Source organism: Actinoplanes sp. NPDC051537 (assembly GCF_055586105.1).
Genome location: NZ_JBVJIU010000001.1, coordinates 698,591 through 716,665 on the forward strand (window position 1 = coordinate 698,591; position 18,075 = coordinate 716,665).

An 18,075-nucleotide genomic window follows, 5' to 3' on the forward strand; every position below is an offset into this window, starting at 1 on the left:
CGAAGCCGCACCATGCCAGGGAGGCGCCTCACCGCCGGGTCAGCGCATCGCGAAGGGCCTCGGCGCTGCTCGATTCGGGCCGGCGGCCGCGTCCCGCCGGCACCCACATTGCCGCGGGCAGGCCACGTGCCCAGCCGAATCCGGCCCAGCCGAATCCCGCCCAGCCGAATCCCGCCCACCCAGAAGGGGGAGCCCCCGCAGCCATTATCGCGGAAACGACGTGCGCGGGCCTACAGGCGCTCGGTTCACTGTGGACAACTTGCCACTGTGGACAACCCCGAACCGTCGGCGAACGTGCTACAGCCGCAGGTTGTGCAACCCGAGCACGCGATCCAGCAACCGCCACCGATAGGTCAGGCTCAGCACCGCGAACCACACGATCAACATCACCAGCACGATCACGAAGACCGGCTTCGACGGGCCGGCCAGGCCGAAATATGTGTACAGGGCCGGCACGAAGAGGACCGCGCCGAATGCCACCGCCAAACCGCACACCAGGTATGTCGGGCGGCGGTCCGGCGTCGGGGTTCGCCACGCGGCGAAGAGCTTGTTCGGGGGCGCCAGGAACAGGATCAGCACGAACGAGGCCAGGCAGAAGAACGTCGACAAGCCGGTCTGGGAGGCGATGGTCGCGGCCGCGGCGGTGAAGTCGGTGTCACTCCCGTACGTCAGGCCGGTGTATTTCTCGAATTCCCCGATGACCTCGGCGGGGGTACGGCCGGAGCTGAACCCGATCATGACGGCCTCGTAGAGGCCCGCGTAGATCGCCGTGCCGAAGCCGGCCGTGATCACGGCGGCGGGGATGACGAAGCCGGCCAGGCCGCCGAACATGTTGGTGTCCGGGGGCAGCGGCTTGGCCCACATGGTCAGGAAGAACGTGGGCACGCCGACCGTGAACAGGGTCAGGCCGACCTGCGTGGGCGAGTACGGGAACCCGAGCCCGAGCATCGTGACGGTCAGGATCACGAGTCCCTGCGTGGCGACGCGGGACAGGAACACGTACAGGGACATCGCAATGCCGTTGACGATGCGGCGGCCCTCCTGCTGGGCCGGGCGCAGCGCCGCGAACGAGTCGTCGACCAGCACGATGTCGGCCACGTCGCGGGTCACCGCGCTCCCGCTGCGCATCGCCACGCCGACCTGGGCGCCCTTCAGCGCGCGGGCGTCGTTCACGCCGTCGCCGATCATCGCGACGTAGTGGTCCTGCCGGCGCAGCGACCGGACGATCCGCTCCTTGTGCTCGGGCGCCACCCGGCCGAAGACCGTGGTGCGCCCCACGAGCCGGTCCAGCGCGTCGTCGTCGAGCCCGTCGAGCACCGCCCCGGCAACCGGCTCCCCGGCGTCCATGCCGGCCCGCGTCGCGATCGCCGCCACCGTCAGCGGATCGTCGCCGGAGAGAACCTTCAGCGCCACCCCGTCCCGGTGCAGCCGCCGGACGGTGTCCCCGACGTCGGGCCGCAACTCGTCGGCGAGCGCCACGAAACCGACGGGGGTGAGCGCCGGCAGGGCGGGGCGTCCGGCCTCGTCGCGCAGTCGCGCTTCGTCGTTCGAGGGCCGGGCCAGCAGGAGTACGCGGAGACCGAGCCCCGCCAGCCGCATGACCACCTCGTCGACGAACCCGAGCGCGTCCGGCGCGCCGAGCACCCAGGTCCCCTCCTCGGCCACCACGCCCGACCAGCGCAGCGACGACACGAACGGCACCTCGTCGCGGACGTGCCACGGGTGACCGGGCATCTCCAGCGCGAGCGCCTGGGAGGTCAGGTTCGGCGTGCCGGCGCTGCGGGCCAGCGATCCGAGGAGGAGCTCGAGCTCGTGCCGCTCGACGGCGCCGACCGGGTGCAGGGACTCGACGGTGAGCCGGCCGGTGGTGAGCGTGCCGGTCTTGTCGGTGCAGACCACGTCCACATTGCTCACCGACTCGACGGCGTTGACCTGCTGCACGAGGGCGCCGCTGCGGGCGATCGCGGCGGCCCCGGCGGTGTAGGCGACGGCGATCAGGAAGAACAGCCCATAGGGTACGAGTCCGGAGAGCACCGCGGTCATCTGCACGACCCGCAGCAGCGAGAACCCCTCGATCGCGGCCTGGCCCAGGATCGCGCCGCTCATCAGGGCGGTCAGCGCCATCACGAGCCGGACGAGGAACTCCACCCGCCGCTGCAGGGGCGTCTTGTCGGTGCTCGCCCGCCGCGCCTCGGCCGTGAGCCGGCCCGCATAGCTGGCCGCCCCGACGTCGCGGGCCACCATCAGGCCGTCCCCGGCGACGCAGAGACTGCCCGACCGCAGGTCGTCCCCGGGCGCCTTGGCCACCGGATCGGACTCCCCGGTCAGCAGCGACTCGTCGGCCTCGACCGGGCCGCCGCCGAGCAACGGGCCGTCGACGACGATCTGGTCACCGGCCCGCACCCGGAGCACGTCACCGCGTACGACCAGCTCGGGTTGGATCTCGATCTCCCGGCCGTCACGCAGGGCCGTCACCGGCGCCCGGTCGAGCAGCTGAAGCCGGTCGAGCTTGCGCTTGGCCCGGATCTCCTGGGCCGCGCTGATCACCGCGTTGATCAGGCCGAGCCCGACGCTGATCAGGGCGTCGCTGAACCGGCCCATCGCCAGCAGCACGGCGCCGATGACGAACAGGATGATGTTGAAGAACGAGAACACGTTGGTGCGCAGGATGTCCGCGTAACCGCGCGACCCGCCCTTGACCCGCGCGTTCGACTCCCCGCGGCGGCGGCGCCGCTCGGCCTCGGCGGTGGTCAACCCCTCGACGGCGGTCTGCACTGTCAGCACCTTACATCCCGATGAGTGACGTTTTCGGCGTTTTCCTCGCGGACCTCGCCGCGACGCGCCGGCCGACCCATGACATATGTCCGGGCGCGCGCACGACGAACGGGCCGATGATTGCTGGCGTACGGATGCGAACGTGAAGGGCGTGACGATGACGGTAGATGTGGTGCGGCTGCGCCCACCGATGCACCGGGTCAGCCCCCGTGCCCTGTGGTACTGGGCGGCGAAGGCGGCGGTGCTGTGGATCGTGCTGCTCGTGCCGCAGGTGATCTGGTGGTTCGCCGACGGCGACGGCTCGCGGGTCCCGCACCTGCTCGTGGGCGCGGCGTGGCTGGTGCTGGCGGCCGTGCACCTGGTGGTGATGCCGCAGTGGCGCTACCGGGTGCACCGCTGGGAGGCCACCGGCACCGCGGTCTACACCCAGACCGGCTGGCTCAGCCAGGAGCGGCGGATCGCGCCGATCTCCCGGGTGCAGACCGTCGACAGCGAGCGCGGCCCGATCGAGCAGATCTTCAAGCTGGCGAACGTGACCGTGACGACCGCGTCGGCGGCCGGTCCTATCAAGATCGACGGATTGGCCGCGAAGGTCGCCGACCAGCTGGTCGCCGATCTGACCGCCCGGGTCGGCGAGACCACCGGGGACGCGACATGACCACCGCGGTCGACCCCGCCGAGGACGTGGTGCGCGATGCCGGGGAGTCCTGGCGGCGGCTGAGCCCCCGGATGCTCGCCGTGCACCCCGTGATGGAGCTGCGGCGGCTCATCTTCCCGCTGGTCGCGGTGCTGATCGGGGTGCGCAACGGCAATGGCGGCGAGGGCGGCTGGTGGGCCCTGGGCATCGGCGCCATCGGCATCGTGATCGGTTTCCTGCGCTACTTCACCACCTCGTTCCGGATCACCCCGACCCACGTGCAGGTACGCCGGGGACTGCTCCGCCGCCGGACGCTGACCGTGCCCCGGGACCGCATCCGCACGGTCGACGTCACGTCGAACGTCCTGCACCGCATCTTCGGCCTGGCCCGGGTCACGGTCGGCACCGGCCAGACCGACAAGAAGAACGACGGCGTGAAGCTGGACGGGCTGAGCGCCGCCGCCGCCGAGAACCTGCATCGCGAGCTGCTGCACCGCCCGGTCGCCACCCCGATCGCCGCCACCAACACCGCCACCAACACCGCCACCGGCACCGACACCGCCGCCGACACCGCGCCGCCGGAGACCGTGCTCGCCGCCCTCGACCCGGCCTGGGTCCGGTACGGCCCGTTCACCCTCTCCGGCCTGGTCGCGATCGGCGTGCTGTTCGGCATCGGCTCCCGGCTGGTGAACGAGAGCCATGTCGACCTCACCAAGATCGGCCCGGTGCACGACTCGATCGGCTACGTGCGGGACCGGCCGCTGCCCCTGGCCATCCTGCTGGTGGCGGCCGCGGTGATGGTGTTCACGACGATCGCGTCGACCATCGGGTACGTCCTGACGTTCTGGAACTTCCGGCTGAGCCGGCACCCCAGCGGCACCCTGCACGTGCGGCGCGGCCTGCTCACCACCCGCAACACCACCATCGAGGAACGCCGGCTGCGTGGCGTGGAGCTGAGCGAGCCCTTGCTCTTGCGGTCGGTGCGCGGCGCCCGGGTCCTGGCCATCGCCACCGGCCTGCGGGTCGGCCGGGGCAGCGACCGCGGCGGCTCGGTCCTGCTGCCGCCCGCGCCCCGGGCCGTCGCGGCCGACGTGGCCGGCACCGTCATCGGCGACCCGGAGCCGCTGACCGTGGCCCTGACCCCGCACGGCCCCCGGGCCCGCCGCCGCCGGTTCACCCGGGCCGCCACGGTCAGCACGATCGTGATCCTGATCGTGCTGGGTCTCGTGCGGTGGGCCGGGGCACCCTGGTCGGCGTTCTGGATGGCGCTGGCGCTGCTCCCGATCGGCGCGCTGCTGGCCGTCGACCGGGCCGCGTCCCTCGGCCACGCCCTCACCGGCGACTGGCTGGTCACCCGGCACGGCAGCCTGATCCGGCGCCGGTACGTGCTGCGGGCCGACGCCGTGATCGGCTGGAACATGACCACGTCCCTGTTCCAGCGCCGCGCCGGCTTGACCACGCTGGTCGCCACCACGGCCGGCGGCCGGCAGCACTACGCCATCCCCGACGTCCCCGACGCCGAGGCGCTGCGCGTGGCCCGCACCGCCGTACCCGGCCTGCTGGAGCAGTTCCTGGCCGGCTGAGGCGTCCGGTCAGGCGTCGATCTGGGCGGCCAGGAACTTCGGGGCCATCTCGCGGTAGCTGTCGATGACCAGCTCGGCGATCTCGGTCCAGTCGGTGTGGTCCCCGAGAACGGCGGCGGCGACGTTGCTGCCCCACGGCGCGCGGAAGAACGGGAAGCCCCCGGCGGTCAGGCCGGCCAGGTCGTCGAGGGGCACCCGGAACGTCATCACGGTCGGCGGCTCCCCGGCGACGACATGCGCGGCGTAGACCGGCAACCGTTCCGGGTCGGGCGTGTAGACGTGCGCGACGGTCCGGGCGCGGATCCGCCAGCGGACGCCGATCCAGGCGGGTTCCTCGTACGTGTCGGGCAACCGCCGGCAGATCGGTCGCAGCCGATCGAGAATCTCCGGTGGCACGTCTCCAGGGCCGGACATGGACCGACAATAACCCCTGGCCCTAACGACGCCGGTTGCGCGGGTGGTTCTTGCCCGCCCGCTCGTTGCCGTGCTTGTAGTTGCCGGTGACGCGCGCCATCAGCTCCTGCGGGTCGCCGCCCTCCACGTCGATGAGAAACCGAGCGGCCGCGGCCCCGCGCAGCACGACCGCCGCCCGGTCATGATGCAGCACTTCCACGTCCCCGTTCTTGCGGACGCGATAGCTGAACCCCTCAGGCACACCGGACATGGCGGTAGCTTCCCGGGACGCCGCGCCGGACGCCACCGATTTACGCCGCTTGCCGACCCGTGCGCGAGACGCCCGCCCCGGGCCGCCACCCGGCCCGTCCGCCTCAGGAAACCTTCCAGGCCTCCACCGCCACCCGCGTGTCCTCGGCAACCAGGTCCGCATTGATGTGCGCGCCGGCCAGAGCCCCCGCCGCCGCCGCGGCGCCGACCTGGGCGGACAGATCGGTGACGTTCCCCGCGACCCACACGCCGGGGACATCGGTGCGGCCGGTCGGGTCGGCCGGGATGTGCTCACCCATGCCCGAGACGTGCGGGACCGCCTTCAGGCCCAGATCGGACAGGAAACCGGCCCGGGCGACCATCCGGGTGGCCACCGCCACGACCGCCCGCGGGATCACGGCGCCGGACTTCAGGCGTACGGCCGCAATTTTGTCGTCCTTGATCTCCAGGCCCTCCACGGCGCCGGTCACCAGGGTGATGCCCCGGGCGGCCAGCTGCTCCGCCTGCTCCTCGGGGAGGTCGGGCTGGCGGTCCTGGAAGAACATCAGGTCGTCGGTGAGCTGGCGGAACAGCAGCGCGTGGTGGATCGAGGCGGGGCCGGTCGCGAGCACGCCGATCGGCTCGTCGCGCACCTCCCAGCCGTGGCAGTACGGGCAGTGCACGACGTCGCGGCCCCAGCGCGAGCGCAGGCCGGGCACGTCGGGGAGCTCGTCGACGAGGCCGGTGGTGATCAGGAGGCGCTTGGCGCGGATGTGGCGGCCGTCGGCCAGCTCCACGTCGAAATCGGACTCGTTCCGCAGAGCCCTGACCACCTCGGCCTTGATCACCTGGCCGCCGTATCCGCGTACCTCCGCCCGGCCCCTCTCCACCAGCTCCAGCGGCGGCATGCCCTCGCGGGCCAGCAGGCCGTGCACACCGTCGGCGGGCGCGTTGCGCGGCTCGCCCGCATCGATCACCAGCACGCCGCGGCGCGAGCGGGCCAGCATGAGGGCGCCGTTGAGGCCGGCCGCTCCCCCGCCGACGACCACTACCTCGTATGCGTCTTTCACCTGTTCAGACATCGTGTCCACCTCCGGCCACGACCATGCCCCGGCGCGCCGCGAACCGACAAGCTCCTTTGCCGGAATGGCAACATCAGGCCACCGTGGGCGCACGTGCGCCGCTCAACCGGCTTCCCGGGCCGCTGACGGCTCGCCGGCCAGCGGGCTCTCGTCGTGGTAGCGGACCTCGTAGACGCGCTCGGCGAAGCGCCAGCCGTCCGCGGTCCGGCGGTAGCGGTCGTGGTAGACGGCGTAGTTCTGCTCCCCGCGGCCGTCGCGCAGGCGGCCGATCTCGTGCATGTAGGCGCGCCCGGTGGCGGTGTCGCCGTCGAGCGTGATGACGCCGGGGTGGGTGGTCTGCAGCAGGAACTCCACGAAGCCGGGGACCCGCGCGCCCCACTCCCGGATCTGCCCGGGACCCGACAGCTCCACCGGGATGTTCGGCATGCGCAGCGCGCCGTCGTCGGTGAACAGCGACGCGATGCGGTCGTAGTCGCGCATCCACACGGCGTCGGAGTACTCGCCCCGCAGCGCCTCGATCTCCACCCGGTCGGCGATGACCTGCAAGTCGGTCATGATCTCCCCATTCCGAAACAACGATCTTTACTGGTACGACGAGATGGCCCCGTGGATCGTGAGGCGCGTACCCTCGTGCGGTGCTGATGCGAGTGGCGACCGCGGCGGATCTGCCGTTCCTGGAGCGGGTCCTGCTGGAGGCCTTCAACTGGTCGGAGCCGCGGTTCACGCTCGACTGGGTCCGGACCGACCCGGCCGCCCAGCGCTACCTGGCGGGGTTCCCGGGCGCGGGCGACCTCGGGGTGATCGCGCTGGACGGCGACGAGCCGGTCGGCGCGGTCTGGGGGCGGGCGCTGCCGGCCGAGCGGGCGGGCTACGGGTTCGTCGCCGGCGACATCCCGGAGCTGACGATCGGCGTGCTGGCGGCGGCGCGGGGCCGGGGCGTGGCGTCGGCGCTGCTCGACGAGATCGTGCGGCTCGCCGCGGAACGCGGGTTCCGGGGGCTCAGCCTCAGCGTGGAGGACGGGAACGCGGCCCGGCGGCTCTACGAGCGGGCCGGGTTCGAAGTGGTCGGGCGCAGCGGCGACTCGGACACCATGCTGCGGACGACCGGGCCACGAGCCTAGGCGTCAGGCCGCCCGCAACTCCACGACCTGCTCGAGGGACTCCTGCCAGGCCGCCCAGCGGGTGCGCGGCGCCTGCTTCTTGGCGCGGTACATCGCCAGGTCGGCGCGGTGCACGATCTCGTCGTGGGTGAGCTCGCCGGGCCCGGACACGGCCACCCCGATGCTCGCCGCCATCTCGATCAGCTTGCCGTCGATGATCACCGGCGCCAGCTCGGCGGCGATCCGGCCGGCCACCTCGTACGCCCGCTCGGGCTTGTCGAGGTCGGGCAGGACCACCGCGAACTCGTCCCCGCCCAGCCGGCACGGCAACCCGGGCCCGGGCACACAGCGGCGCAGCAGCTCCGCGAACTCGACCAGCACGAGGTCGCCGGACTTGTGGCCGAGCGTGTCGTTGACCTCCTTGAAGCCGTTCATGTCGATCACCAGGACGGCGCTGTGCCGGCCGGTGCGGGCGGCGCGGGCCAGCGAGCGGGTGTCGGTGGCGCGGAACCGGCTGCGGTTGGCGAGCCCGGTGAGGTGGTCGGTGACGGCCTGGTCGTCGCTCTCCCGCTGCACGAGCGTCTGCCGCCACAGCACCAGCGCGCTGAGCAGCGCCCCGCCGGCGGCCAGGCCGCCCCACGGGAAGAACGTTCCCTCGGAGACCGCGGCGCCCAGCATCAACAGGTGGGCGACGGCCACCGCGGCGTACGGGAGATAGCGTGCCGAACGCAGACCCCGCCGCACCTCACGGGTGAACCGCACGGTGCGCCGGCACTGCTCGAGCGCCCCGGCCGCGAGCAGGGCGTCGGCCGTGATCCAGCAGATGAACTGCCACGGCGAGTGCAGCTGGATCTGGCCGTGCCCGTCGAGGTAGCCGTGCACGGCGTCGCCCGCGAACAGCACCATCGAGCCCGCCGCCAGCCAGCGCAGCGGCCGCTGGGCCGAGTCGTCGGCGCCCCGCAGCAGCACCCGGGCCACGCTGAACAGCAACGCCAGGTCGCACATCGGGTACAGACCGGCCGAGACCACCACGGTGACCGAGAAACCATGCCGTTCGACGTACGGGCCGAAGGACGTGTACCAGAGCACCATGGAGCCGCCGACCAGCACCGTCAGGGCGTCGATCGCCGACTTCCAGCGTTCGCGCCGGGTGGTGCGGGCGAGCGGGAACATCTGCAACGCCCCCAGCAGGGCCAGCACGAACGCCAGGTGGGTGACGTCGTCGGCGGCCTCGATGCCGACCCGGTGCAGGCCGAAGCGCAGCAGCGGCGCGGCCACCAGGACGGCGAAGCTGAGCGCGACGAGCAGCCAGGCCCGGTGCGCGCGGACGGTGAGCCCCGGCCCGCGCGCGGCCCGGACGGCGGCCACCAGGCCGATCAGCCCGAACAGCACGCGCGCGAGCTCGGCCACGTCCGGGCGCAGCGAACCGGTCGCGAGCACCAGCAGCACGGCGTAGAGCAGGCCGAGCAGCAGGTGCGCGACGGGCACTCGGGCGGTCCGCAGGCGCATGACCGCACTGATCGGCGGTCACGCGCGCGACCTGAGGGGCTAGCGCTTGGCCTCGGCGACGGCGGCCCGGACCTTCTCGGCGCTCGCCGGGACGCCGGCCGGGTCCTCGAAGCTGCCGTAGGGCGGGCCGTACGCGGGCTGGCCGGGCTCGACGCGCCAGCTGTCGGCGAGCGTGCCCACGTCGACCGTGTCGTAGCCGATCGCGTCGAGGAACGCGGTCGCCGCCTTCTTCGCCTCGCTGTCGTCGCCGGCGATCGTCAGCGCCGTACGGTCGGATGCGCCCACCGGCCGGGCGAGCGAGCCGAGGTGCCGGTAGTAGATGTTGTTGAAGACCTTCACGACCTTGGCCGTGCCCAGGTGCCGCTGCTCCAGCTCGGCGCTGGTGAGCAGGCCCTCGTCGAGCTCGGCCACGTGCCCGTCGCGGGCCGCGTAGTAGTTGTCGGTGTCCAGCACGACCTTGCCGGCCAGCGCGCCGGCCGGCAGCTGGGCGTGGGCGTGGAACGGGACGCTCACCACCACGATGTCGCCGGCCGCCGCCGCCTGCTCGGCCGTCGCCGCCCGGGCGTTGCCGCCGAGCTCCGCGACCAGCCCCGCGAGCGTCTCCGGCCCGCGCGAGTTGCTCACCACCACGTCGTAGCCGGCCGCCACCGCCAGCCGCGCCACGGTGCCGCCGATCATCCCGCTCCCGATGAATCCCACAGTCGTCATGTCGCTCCCAACACGGCTGACCCGCCCGCGTTTCCCGGTTCCGGGTGTGACGAACGGCCTATGGTCCTCGGGTGGGGTCGCGGGCGGTCACGATTTCCGGGCTGGTGGTGCTGGTCAGCGGCGCCCTGCCGTGGTGGGTGGTGCGCCTCACGGTGGCCGGTGGGGCCGGCCTTCACCCGCAGAGCTATGCCGGTACGGCGTGGAGCATGTCCTCCCGCTGGACCGGCGCCCTGGTCCTGGTCGTCCTCGCGGTCGCCCTCTGGCTGGCGTCCCGGCTGATGCGCGGCTGGGTCTCCGGGGCGCTGTGGCTGACGTCCCTGGCGGCCGTGGTGCTGTCCGTCTTCCTCACCCTCGACCAGCGCGACGCGGCCCGCTCCCCCACCGCCGCCGACAGCCGGGCCGGCGCCGTCGGTGTCCCCGCCGAGGTGGCCGACGGGCTGGCGGCGTCGCTGATGCGGCGCGATCACCCGGTGATGGTGCCGGGCGTCTCCGCGGCCGGCCTCGGCTTCTGGATCGGCCTGACCGGCATGATCCTCACCGGGATGTCGCTGGCGGCGGCCGGCCCCGCGCGCCCCCGGCGTGAGCCCCGGGCCGCGGTGTAGGTTCGGCTGATGCGTCTTCCCACGGCGGCGATCACGGCGGGCTCTCTCATCGGCGGCTGGCAGCTGGCCCGGCGCACGGGCATCCGCCCGCTGGGCGGCGTGGTGCTGGCCGCCGGCGGCGTGCTGGCCGGCCGCGAGTGGGCCCGCACCACCAGCCCCGCGGTCACCGGCGCGCTGGTCGCGACCTACGTCGGGGCGTTCGGCCTGTCGCATCCGCTGGCCAAGCGCATCGGTTCCTGGCCGTCGGTGCTGGCGGTGTCCGCGTTGACGGCGGCGGCGTCCTACGCGGCGTCCGACCGCCACGCCCGCCGCTAGCTCACTCCGGCTCGACCGACGGCCTCGGCCAGGGCGGCGACGGCCTCCCCGATCAGCGAGTCGCTGACGTTCCCGTAGCCGAGCATCAGCGCCGGCGTGAGGTTGGCCGGGTCGATGGTCATGGCGGTGGTGTCGCACAGGTCGAGGTCGTGGCGGTGAGCCTCGGCGACGACCGCGGCCGTGTCGCTGCCCGGCGGCAACTCCAGCAACACATGCAGGCCGGCCTCGGCGCCCAGCACCGGGAACTGCGGCATGGCCGCGTGCAGGGCGGCCACCAACGCGTTCCGGCGCGCGCGGAAGCGGGGCCGGGACGCGCGCAGGTGACGGTCGTATCCGCCGGACTCCATCAGGGTGGCCAGCGCGACCTGATTCAGCATCGGCGGGTGCAGCTCGATCTCCTGGGCCGAGCGCACGGCCGGCACCCAGCGTCCGGGGGCGACCACCCAGCCGATGCCGACGGCCGGGCCCAGGGACTTGCTCATCGAGCCGAGCAGGGCGACGCGGGCGGGGTCGGCGCCCTGCAGGACGGCGGGGGCGGCACGGTCGTACGCGAACTCGGCGTCGTAGTCGTCCTCGACGATCAGGGCGTCGGTACGGCGGGCCCAGTCCAGCAGCTCGGCCCGGCGGCGCGGGGACAGGACGCAGCCGGTCACCGGGTGGTGGGCGGCGCTGACGCAGACCGCGCGCACGTCCGGCAACGCCGCGACGATCAGGCCGTCCGCGTCGACCGGCACCGGGGCCACCTCGAGACCGGCGCCGCGTACGGCCTGATGATGCCGCGGTGAACCGGGGTCCTCGACGCCGATCGCGGTGTGGCCCCCGGCCGCCAGCGCGCGGCAGACCTGCAGCAGCGACTGGCCGGCGCCCGCGTAGACGGAGACGTCGGACGGCTTGGCGACGGCGCCGCGGCTGCGATTCAGGTGGTCGGCCAGGACGGTGCGCAACCGCGGGTGGCCGCCCGAGCCGGAATGATTGAGCTGGTCGTACGGCGTGGTCTCGGCCGCCTCGCGAACGGCGCGCACCCATGCCCGCCGGGGGAACGCGCGCAGGTCGGGCTGGCCCGGGCGCAGATCGAAGCGGGCCGGTTTCTCGGCGACCGCCGGTTCATCGGCGACGGACGGCGCCTTCCAGCTGACCCGGGTCGCCGAGCCGGTGCGGCCGGCGAGGTAGCCCTCGGTGATGAGCTGGGCGTAGGCGCGGGTCACCGTCCACCGCGACACCCGCAGGCCGGCCGCCAGCGTGCGGCTCGGGGGCAGCGCCGCACCGTACGGCAGAAGGCCGCTTTTGATCGCCTCCCGGATCGACGCGGCCAGGCGCAGATGCAACGGCCCGCCGGATCGCGCCGGCAGGTCGAGCAACGTCTCCCAGGCGAGATCGAGGTGGCCCACGCACCGATCGTAGGCCGTGAATCGGTCTGCTCCGGCGACGCGCGATCGGTCCGGGCCGGGCCGCTTCCCGCCCCTAGCGTCGAGGGCATGAACAGCGACCTCTTCGCCCTCCTCGCCGGGACCGCGGCACGGCCCGGCATCCCGCCCGCGCTGTGGACCGGCAAGCCGGAACGCCGCACCCGCCACCTCCGGTGGCGACCCCGGCGGCGCTGACCCGGCCGCGAGCTTCGGCCCGCTGCGGGCGGGCGCGAGCTCCGGCCGGCTACGGGCGGGCGGGCTCCGGCCCGCTGCGGGCGGCCGGGCTCCGGCCCGCTGCGGGCGGGCGCGAGCGACCCTACGATGACGCGGTGTCGGCCGAGATCGGGACGAGCAACGCGCGCTGGGTGGTGCAGCTCGTGGTGCTGTGGGGCGTCCAGCTGGTGGACGTTCTCGTGGTCACCAGCGTCATCCCGGCGATTCCGGCGATGCTGGCCGCCACCGACGCGCCCCCGGGCGCGGCCACCCTCCTGGCCGCGGCGGCGGCGATGGCCTTCGCCGGGCTGCTCCTGCTGAGCGCACGGCTCGGTGACCGATTCGGACATCGCCGGATGCTCGAGGCGGGCCTGGTCCTCTTCGGTCTCGCCGCGGTGACCGGCGGCACGGCGCACTCCATCGGCCAGCTCGTCGCCGCCCGGATCGGGCAGGGCGCCGCCGCCGCGCTGTGCGTGCCGGCCGCCATGTGGGCGCTGCTGCGCCTGAACCCGGAGCCCGGCCGCCGCCGGACGGCCCTGGCCGGGTGGAGCGCGGCCGGCGCCGCGGCCGGCGTCCTCGGCTACGTGGTCGGCGGCGGGCTGACCCAGCTGCTGAGCTGGCAGTGGGTGTTCTGGGTCAACGTGCCGATCACCATCGCCCTGATCTGCGGCGCCGTGCTGCTGGTGCCGGCCGACGCGCCCGACGGCGCCGTACGCCTGGACGTAGCGGGCGCGGCGCTGCTGACCGCCGCGGTCATGGCCGTCGTGGGCGCCGCCGCCGTTCTGCAGGACGGCGGCCTCGTCCCCTGGGGCGCGGCGGGGCTGATCGTCGGGGCCGTCCTGGCCGGGTTGTTCGCCGTGCAGCAGCAGCGCGCGGCCGATCCGCTAATCGCCCGGACGAGCCGCGGCGACCCCCGCCTGCGCGCCGGCGTCGGCGCGTCCTTCGTGAACACGGCAACCACCAGCGGCATCGCGATCGTGGTCGTCCTGCTCCTGCAGAACGACATGGGCCTCTCCCCCGCCACCGCCGCCGTCGTGATGATGCCGTTCAGCGCGGCGGTGGTCATCGGATCGCTGGCCTCCCGCCTGCCCGCGCTGGCCACCGGCTCGATTCGGCCCACGGTGCTGGGCCTGCTCGCCATCGCCGCCGGCGGCCTGATCCTGGCGATCCGGCACAACCAGGTGCCCGCCATCGTGGTCGCCATCTCGATCGCCGGCCTGGGCCTGGGCCTCGCCTCGGTCGGCGCGACCTCACTCGGCACCTCCAGGCCGGCCACAGGCGGCGGCCGCGCCAATGCCCCGGGCACCGGCCGCGCCAACGCCCCGGGCACCGGCCGCGCCAACGCCGCCGGCGGCCATGCGGACAGCGCCGGCGGGGAAAACGCCGGCGGGGACAGCGCCGCGGTCGGCCTGCTCAACACCGCCGCTCAGCTCGGGAATGCCCTCGGCGTGGCCGCCCTGCTCGCCGTCCTGGCGCTGCCGAAGGGCGGGGCCAGTGCGGCGTTCCTCCTGGTCGCCGCGGCCGGGCTGGGCACGGCGCTCGCGGTGCGGCGCACGTCAAGGCGCTTCTGACTCCCCCAGCGCAGGCCGGAGCCGCCTGGGTGCCGCGACTCCCGCTCGCCGCGCCGCGCCCCAGCAGGCTCTCATCGGCGAGCCGCGCCCCGAGCCGCTCGACGAGACGCGGAAGGTCGCCGACGAGGATCACCATCGAGCAGCGCGAGCATCCCAATCAGGGCCGCGAGATCCCGATCCGCCCGCGCCGTCATCGGGCGGCCGCCCATGCCTCGTGAGCGCTCACCAGCCGCCGCCACAGGTCGTCGCGCTCGGCGGCGGTGACATCCGCCAGCACTAATCCGTAAATATCGGCCAAGGCCGTGAAATAGTCGGCTGGCGATTCCAGCACACGCGCCGAGCTGGACGACGTCAACCGGGTCAGCGTCAACCCACGCACCATGTCCACCCCGCCCGCATCGCGGCGAAATGCCGTACAAGTCCGAACAAATCCGGAGTCGGGCGACGTTTCCAAATGGTTGTGCATTTCGGAAAACGCCGCCATGTCGGTCGCGGAACCACGGAAGTCGAACCCCTCGAACCCGCCCCGCGAATCGTGCTCGAACCGCCACCCACCGGGCGCGACGTCGGACGCTCTCAGCGCGTACGAGAAGGGTCCCTGCCGAAACTCACCCACCGTGAGCGGCGTGGGTTCGTGGATGCCGTCACCCATCCCGAGATCGACGAGCCACCGCCTCGAGTCCCCGAGCCCGGAAACGGTCAGCACCAGGTGGTTCCCGGTCACCGCCGCCGCTTCCCCGCGGCTCTGCACCCCGCCCACGTGCCGCGTCACCCGGTAACCGAGCGCGACCAGCAACGCCGAGAACGCGCCGTTGAGGTGGAAACAGTAGCCGCCGCGCCCGCGCACGATCCGCGCCACCGACTCGGCCGGGGACACCGTCGTGCGACGCCCGAGCCAGATCTCCAGATTCTCGTACGGCACGATTTCCGTGTGCGCCCGATGCAGCGCGAACAGTCCTTCGACGCTGGGCGCCGCGCCTTCGAGGGAGGCCAGCCGCAGGCGCCGCAGATAACCGGTAACGTCGATCATGAAGCCATTATCGGAATTCGGCGCGCGGGTCAGTACCATCGCCCGGTGCGGATTCGAGCGGCCCTTGCCATTGCCACGTTGACCCTGCTCAGCGCGTGCCACTCCGGCTCTTCGAACGATTCGGGCAGTTCGGACGCCGGCCCTCAGCTGATCGACCCGGCATCGCCCGCCGTGTCCGTTTTGCCCCCATCGAGTTCGGCGGCGACCCCCTCAGCGTCGGCGTCCACGTCGGCGAAGCCGTCGGCATCGGCCACCGTCAAACCCCAGACCCTGCCGAAACCCGGCAATCCGGGTGGGCACGCGTCGATTCCGGCCGCGGCCAAGGCGGTGGACACGAGCAAGCCCAGCCGTACGGTCGGGACCGGCACGCCCGCGAGCTGCACCTCGGCGGCGGTGGTCAAGGCGGTGGCGGCCGGCGGCATCATCACGTTCGACTGCGGTCCCGCCCCGGTCACCATCACGATGACGGCCACGGCCAAGGTCAAGAACGCGCACTCGCCGGTGGTGCTCGACGGCGGCGGCCGGGTCACCCTCAGCGGCGGCGGCAAGCGCCGCATCCTCTACGTGAACGCCTGCGACCAGGCGCTGGGCTGGACCACCTCGCACTGCAACGACCAGGAGACACCGAAGGTGACGGTGCAGAACCTGGTGTTCACGAAGGGCAACAGCACCGGCGACACGACCGAGGGCGGCGGTGGCGGCGCGATCTTCCAGCGCGGCGGCCACCTCAAGATCGTCAACTCGCGGTTCACCGGCAACCGGTGCGACGGCACCGGTCCCGACCTCGGCGGCGCCGCGGTCCGGGTGCTCGACCAGGGCAGCGACAGCCCGGTCTACGTCGTGGGCAGCACCTTCACCGGCGGGGTCTGCTCCAACGGGTCGGCGCTGAGCAGCATCGGCGTCTCGTGGACGGTGCTGAACAGCCTCTTCTCCGGCAACTCGGCGATCGGCAACGGCGCGAACCCGGCCCGCTCGGGCACCCCCGGCGGCGGCAGCGGCGGCGCGATCTACCTCGACGGCGACAAGTTCACGCTGACTCTCGACGGCACGCTGATCGAGAAGAACCACGCCAACGAGGGCGGCAGCGCCGTCTTCTTCGTGAGCAACGACCGCACCGGCACGCTGGTCATCCGCAACTCCACCCTGCGCAGCAACAAGGGCGACAAGTTCTCGACCTTCCCCGGCGTCTTCTACCTGGGCTCCGGCGACCCGAGGATCACCAATTCAAAGATCAGCTAAGACCCGGCCCAGGTACGCGTGGGAGCCCTCGATCGCGGCCAGATCGACCACGTGGTTGAGATGCCCGTGCGGCACGCCCCGCGCGAGGAAGCCGTCCACCGGCACGCCCCGCGCGCGCAGCTGCCGCGCGAGCAGCTCGCCCGAGGGGCGCAGATCGTCGTACTCGGCGTGCACGAGATGCACCGGCGGCAGCCCGCCCAGATTCCCGGCGCCGGGCAGCGCGTCGGCCGGCAGGTCGTCGATCCGGCCGACGTAGTTGCGGACCATGTCCTCGATCGCCTCCGCGGTGAACCGCGCCGCGTCCGGCAACTCCGCGAGGACGGCCGCGGTGGCGGGATCGGGCGCCGGGTTCGGGAAATGCGCGAAGGGGTACGCGAGCAGCAGCGCATCGGGCATCGGGGTGCCCGTGTCGCGGGCCCGCATGGTCGCGGCCAGCGCCAGGGCGGCCCCGGCGCTCGCCCCGCCGATCGCCGCCCGCTCCCCCGCCGGCACGGTGCCGCGCAGCCACGACCAGGCCGCGTAGACGTCGTCGACCGGAACCGGGTGCAGCAGATCCTTGCCGTCAGCGAGCCGGTAGCCGACCGACACCACGAGCGCGGCCGCGCGTACCGAAAGCTCGGCACTCAGCGTGTGGGCCTCGGGCATGTCGAGGTCGCCGTACCGGAAGCCGCCGCCGTGACACCACAGCAGCGCCCGTGCCGCCGGCTGCCGCCCGGGCCGGTAGGTGCGCACCGGGATCGGCCCGTGCGGGCCGGGAATCTCCGCGTCGCCGATCACCACCCCGGCCGGCACGACGGCGACCGGCTCCCGACGTTCCGGCGCGGCGAACTGCTCGGCGAAGTAGCGCTCCAGGGCCATGCGGGCACCGTACCGGTCTAGGGGTTGCCGGCGTCCGCGTGCGGGAGGGGGTCGTCGTAGACGCCGGAGCGGCCGGCATAAAGCCGGTGGCCGTTCGGGTAGGGCCACGGGTTGGGGCGGCAGCCGTGCAGGCCGAGCGTCTGCTGCTGCATGACCGGGGCCGGCCGGCCCGGGCCCGGGCAGAGCTGGTGGCCGTTGCCGAGCTTGTGGCCCACCTCGTGGTTCACCATGTACTCCCGGTAGGTGGCGAGCGCGTACTTCGGCACCCCCTTGACCCACCGCGCGACGTTGAGCACGACGTTGCCCCCGTTGCGGCACGACGTGTAGCCGTCCCGCCCCTCGCCGCAGAGCGTGTCCCGGGTGCCCGGCGTGGCCAGGTAGACGGTGAAGTCGGCGTGCTCGCCCGGCCCCACCCGGCGGAAGCTCCACGTGCCGCCGGCGGTCCAGCCGTGCGGATCGCCGAGCGTGGCCGACACCACCTCCGCGAACGCGGCCGGGTTGATCCCCTTGATGTCCTTCTCGACCGCCACCCGGTAGCTCAGCAGCTTCCCCTCGTCCCCGGCGGTGCGCCCGCCCGGCGCGACGGCCCAGTTCTCCTGCCCGTGCGCCGGATAGGTGATCCGCACCGCCGGCGGCCGCGGCTTGGTGGTCGCCCGGGCGGCCGGCGTGCGCCCGGGTGGCGGCGGCCCGGCGTCACCCCCGGCCGCCGCGGACGTCGGCGCGGTGTTGCAGGCCGCCACGCCCAGGCACAGAACCAGTGCGGCGACACTCCGCTTGAGCCGGTCGGCCATCGGTGACACCTCCT

Annotated in this window: 20 protein-coding genes; 8 read left to right on the forward strand and 12 right to left on the reverse strand. The window is 73.2% G+C overall.

From position 1 onward, the window contains the following. Positions 1–297: 297 nt before the first annotated feature. Positions 298–2,775, reverse strand: coding sequence for an HAD-IC family P-type ATPase (locus ACZ6TB_RS03315; protein WP_465550036.1), 2,478 nt, complete (start codon positions 2,773–2,775; stop codon positions 298–300). A 157-nt stretch (positions 2,776–2,932) separates the two neighbouring features. On the opposite strand from ACZ6TB_RS03315, the gene ACZ6TB_RS03320 reads away from it, so the two are divergent. Beyond that, positions 2,933–3,433: a PH domain-containing protein gene (locus tag ACZ6TB_RS03320; RefSeq protein ID WP_465550292.1), complete on the forward strand. Its 501-nt coding sequence runs from the start codon at positions 2,933–2,935 to the stop codon at positions 3,431–3,433. Next, positions 3,430–4,995: a PH domain-containing protein gene (locus ACZ6TB_RS03325; protein ID WP_465550038.1), complete on the forward strand. Its 1,566-nt coding sequence runs from the start codon at positions 3,430–3,432 to the stop codon at positions 4,993–4,995. Before ACZ6TB_RS03320 ends, ACZ6TB_RS03325 begins: the two co-directional genes overlap by 4 nt. A gap of 9 nt (positions 4,996–5,004) precedes the next feature. Here the strand turns inward: ACZ6TB_RS03325 and ACZ6TB_RS03330 are convergent, their stop codons facing one another. The 4 genes from ACZ6TB_RS03330 to ACZ6TB_RS03345 form a co-directional block, all read right to left on the reverse strand. Further along, positions 5,005–5,409, reverse strand: a complete 405-nt coding sequence (locus ACZ6TB_RS03330) for an MmcQ/YjbR family DNA-binding protein (protein WP_465550039.1) — start codon at positions 5,407–5,409, stop codon at positions 5,005–5,007. 22 nt (positions 5,410–5,431) lie between these two features. Continuing rightward, positions 5,432–5,659 (reverse strand): hypothetical protein, encoded by a 228-nt coding sequence (locus tag ACZ6TB_RS03335; protein WP_465550040.1) that lies wholly within the window; start codon positions 5,657–5,659, stop codon positions 5,432–5,434. A gap of 103 nt (positions 5,660–5,762) precedes the next feature. Next, positions 5,763–6,719, reverse strand: a complete 957-nt coding sequence (locus ACZ6TB_RS03340) for an NAD(P)/FAD-dependent oxidoreductase (protein WP_465550042.1) — start codon at positions 6,717–6,719, stop codon at positions 5,763–5,765. Positions 6,720–6,821: 102 nt separating this feature from the next. Next, positions 6,822–7,274, reverse strand: a complete 453-nt coding sequence (locus ACZ6TB_RS03345; protein WP_465550044.1) for a nuclear transport factor 2 family protein — start codon at positions 7,272–7,274, stop codon at positions 6,822–6,824. Between the two features lie 86 nt (positions 7,275–7,360). Here ACZ6TB_RS03345 and ACZ6TB_RS03350 point away from each other — a divergent pair, with 86 nt between their 5' ends. After that, entirely contained in the window at positions 7,361–7,840 is a 480-nt protein-coding gene (locus tag ACZ6TB_RS03350) for a GNAT family N-acetyltransferase (protein WP_465550294.1), read from the forward strand. Between the two features lie 3 nt (positions 7,841–7,843). Here the strand turns inward: ACZ6TB_RS03350 and ACZ6TB_RS03355 are convergent, their stop codons facing one another. Both ACZ6TB_RS03355 and ACZ6TB_RS03360 read right to left on the reverse strand, forming a co-directional pair. Continuing rightward, on the reverse strand, positions 7,844–9,328 hold the full coding sequence (locus tag ACZ6TB_RS03355; RefSeq protein ID WP_465550046.1) for a GGDEF domain-containing protein: 1,485 nt from the start codon (positions 9,326–9,328) through the stop codon (positions 7,844–7,846). Positions 9,329–9,367: 39 nt separating this feature from the next. Next, positions 9,368–10,036, reverse strand: coding sequence for an NADPH-dependent F420 reductase (locus ACZ6TB_RS03360; RefSeq protein WP_465550048.1), 669 nt, complete (start codon positions 10,034–10,036; stop codon positions 9,368–9,370). A 71-nt stretch (positions 10,037–10,107) separates the two neighbouring features. Between ACZ6TB_RS03360 and ACZ6TB_RS03365 the strand changes: the two genes are divergently transcribed. Beyond that, the gene (locus ACZ6TB_RS03365) at positions 10,108–10,638 is read left to right on the forward strand and encodes a hypothetical protein (protein WP_465550050.1); all 531 of its coding nucleotides are present in this window, start codon (positions 10,108–10,110) and stop codon (positions 10,636–10,638) included. A 9-nt stretch (positions 10,639–10,647) separates the two neighbouring features. Beyond that, complete coding sequence (locus ACZ6TB_RS03370; protein ID WP_465550052.1) at positions 10,648–10,953, forward strand: hypothetical protein; 306 nt, start codon at positions 10,648–10,650, stop codon at positions 10,951–10,953. Here ACZ6TB_RS03370 and pdxR read toward each other — a convergent pair. Next, on the reverse strand, positions 10,950–12,341 hold the full coding sequence (gene pdxR, locus ACZ6TB_RS03375) for a MocR-like pyridoxine biosynthesis transcription factor PdxR (protein WP_465550053.1): 1,392 nt from the start codon (positions 12,339–12,341) through the stop codon (positions 10,950–10,952). The genes ACZ6TB_RS03370 and pdxR overlap by 4 nt on opposite strands. An 87-nt stretch (positions 12,342–12,428) precedes the next feature. On the opposite strand from pdxR, the gene ACZ6TB_RS03380 reads away from it, so the two are divergent. Both ACZ6TB_RS03380 and ACZ6TB_RS03385 read left to right on the forward strand, forming a co-directional pair. Next, the gene (locus tag ACZ6TB_RS03380; RefSeq protein WP_465550055.1) at positions 12,429–12,554 is read left to right on the forward strand and encodes a hypothetical protein; all 126 of its coding nucleotides are present in this window, start codon (positions 12,429–12,431) and stop codon (positions 12,552–12,554) included. 134 nt (positions 12,555–12,688) lie between these two features. After that, entirely contained in the window at positions 12,689–14,143 is a 1,455-nt protein-coding gene (locus tag ACZ6TB_RS03385) for an MFS transporter (RefSeq protein WP_465550057.1), read from the forward strand. 190 nt (positions 14,144–14,333) lie between these two features. Here the strand turns inward: ACZ6TB_RS03385 and ACZ6TB_RS03390 are convergent, their stop codons facing one another. Beyond that, positions 14,334–15,173 (reverse strand): arylamine N-acetyltransferase family protein, encoded by an 840-nt coding sequence (locus ACZ6TB_RS03390; RefSeq protein WP_465550059.1) that lies wholly within the window; start codon positions 15,171–15,173, stop codon positions 14,334–14,336. A 143-nt stretch (positions 15,174–15,316) separates the two neighbouring features. Next, a complete protein-coding gene (locus ACZ6TB_RS03395; RefSeq protein WP_465550061.1) occupies positions 15,317–15,646 on the reverse strand; it encodes a hypothetical protein in 330 nt (109 codons plus the stop codon). Here ACZ6TB_RS03395 and ACZ6TB_RS03400 point away from each other — a divergent pair. Next, the gene (locus ACZ6TB_RS03400) at positions 15,636–16,412 is read left to right on the forward strand and encodes a hypothetical protein (protein WP_465550063.1); all 777 of its coding nucleotides are present in this window, start codon (positions 15,636–15,638) and stop codon (positions 16,410–16,412) included. The genes ACZ6TB_RS03395 and ACZ6TB_RS03400 overlap by 11 nt on opposite strands. On the opposite strand, the gene ACZ6TB_RS03405 is transcribed toward ACZ6TB_RS03400, so the two are convergent. Both ACZ6TB_RS03405 and ACZ6TB_RS03410 read right to left on the reverse strand, forming a co-directional pair. Further along, the gene (locus ACZ6TB_RS03405; protein ID WP_465550065.1) at positions 16,398–17,270 is read right to left on the reverse strand and encodes an alpha/beta hydrolase fold domain-containing protein; all 873 of its coding nucleotides are present in this window, start codon (positions 17,268–17,270) and stop codon (positions 16,398–16,400) included. The two genes, ACZ6TB_RS03400 and ACZ6TB_RS03405, sit on opposite strands and share 15 nt — an antisense overlap. Before the next feature lie 17 nt (positions 17,271–17,287). Continuing rightward, positions 17,288–18,061 carry a DUF3152 domain-containing protein gene (locus ACZ6TB_RS03410; RefSeq protein WP_465550067.1) on the reverse strand — a complete coding sequence of 258 codons (774 nt, stop codon included), beginning with the start codon at positions 18,059–18,061 and terminating at the stop codon, positions 17,288–17,290. Between the last annotated feature and the right edge of the window lie 14 nt (positions 18,062–18,075).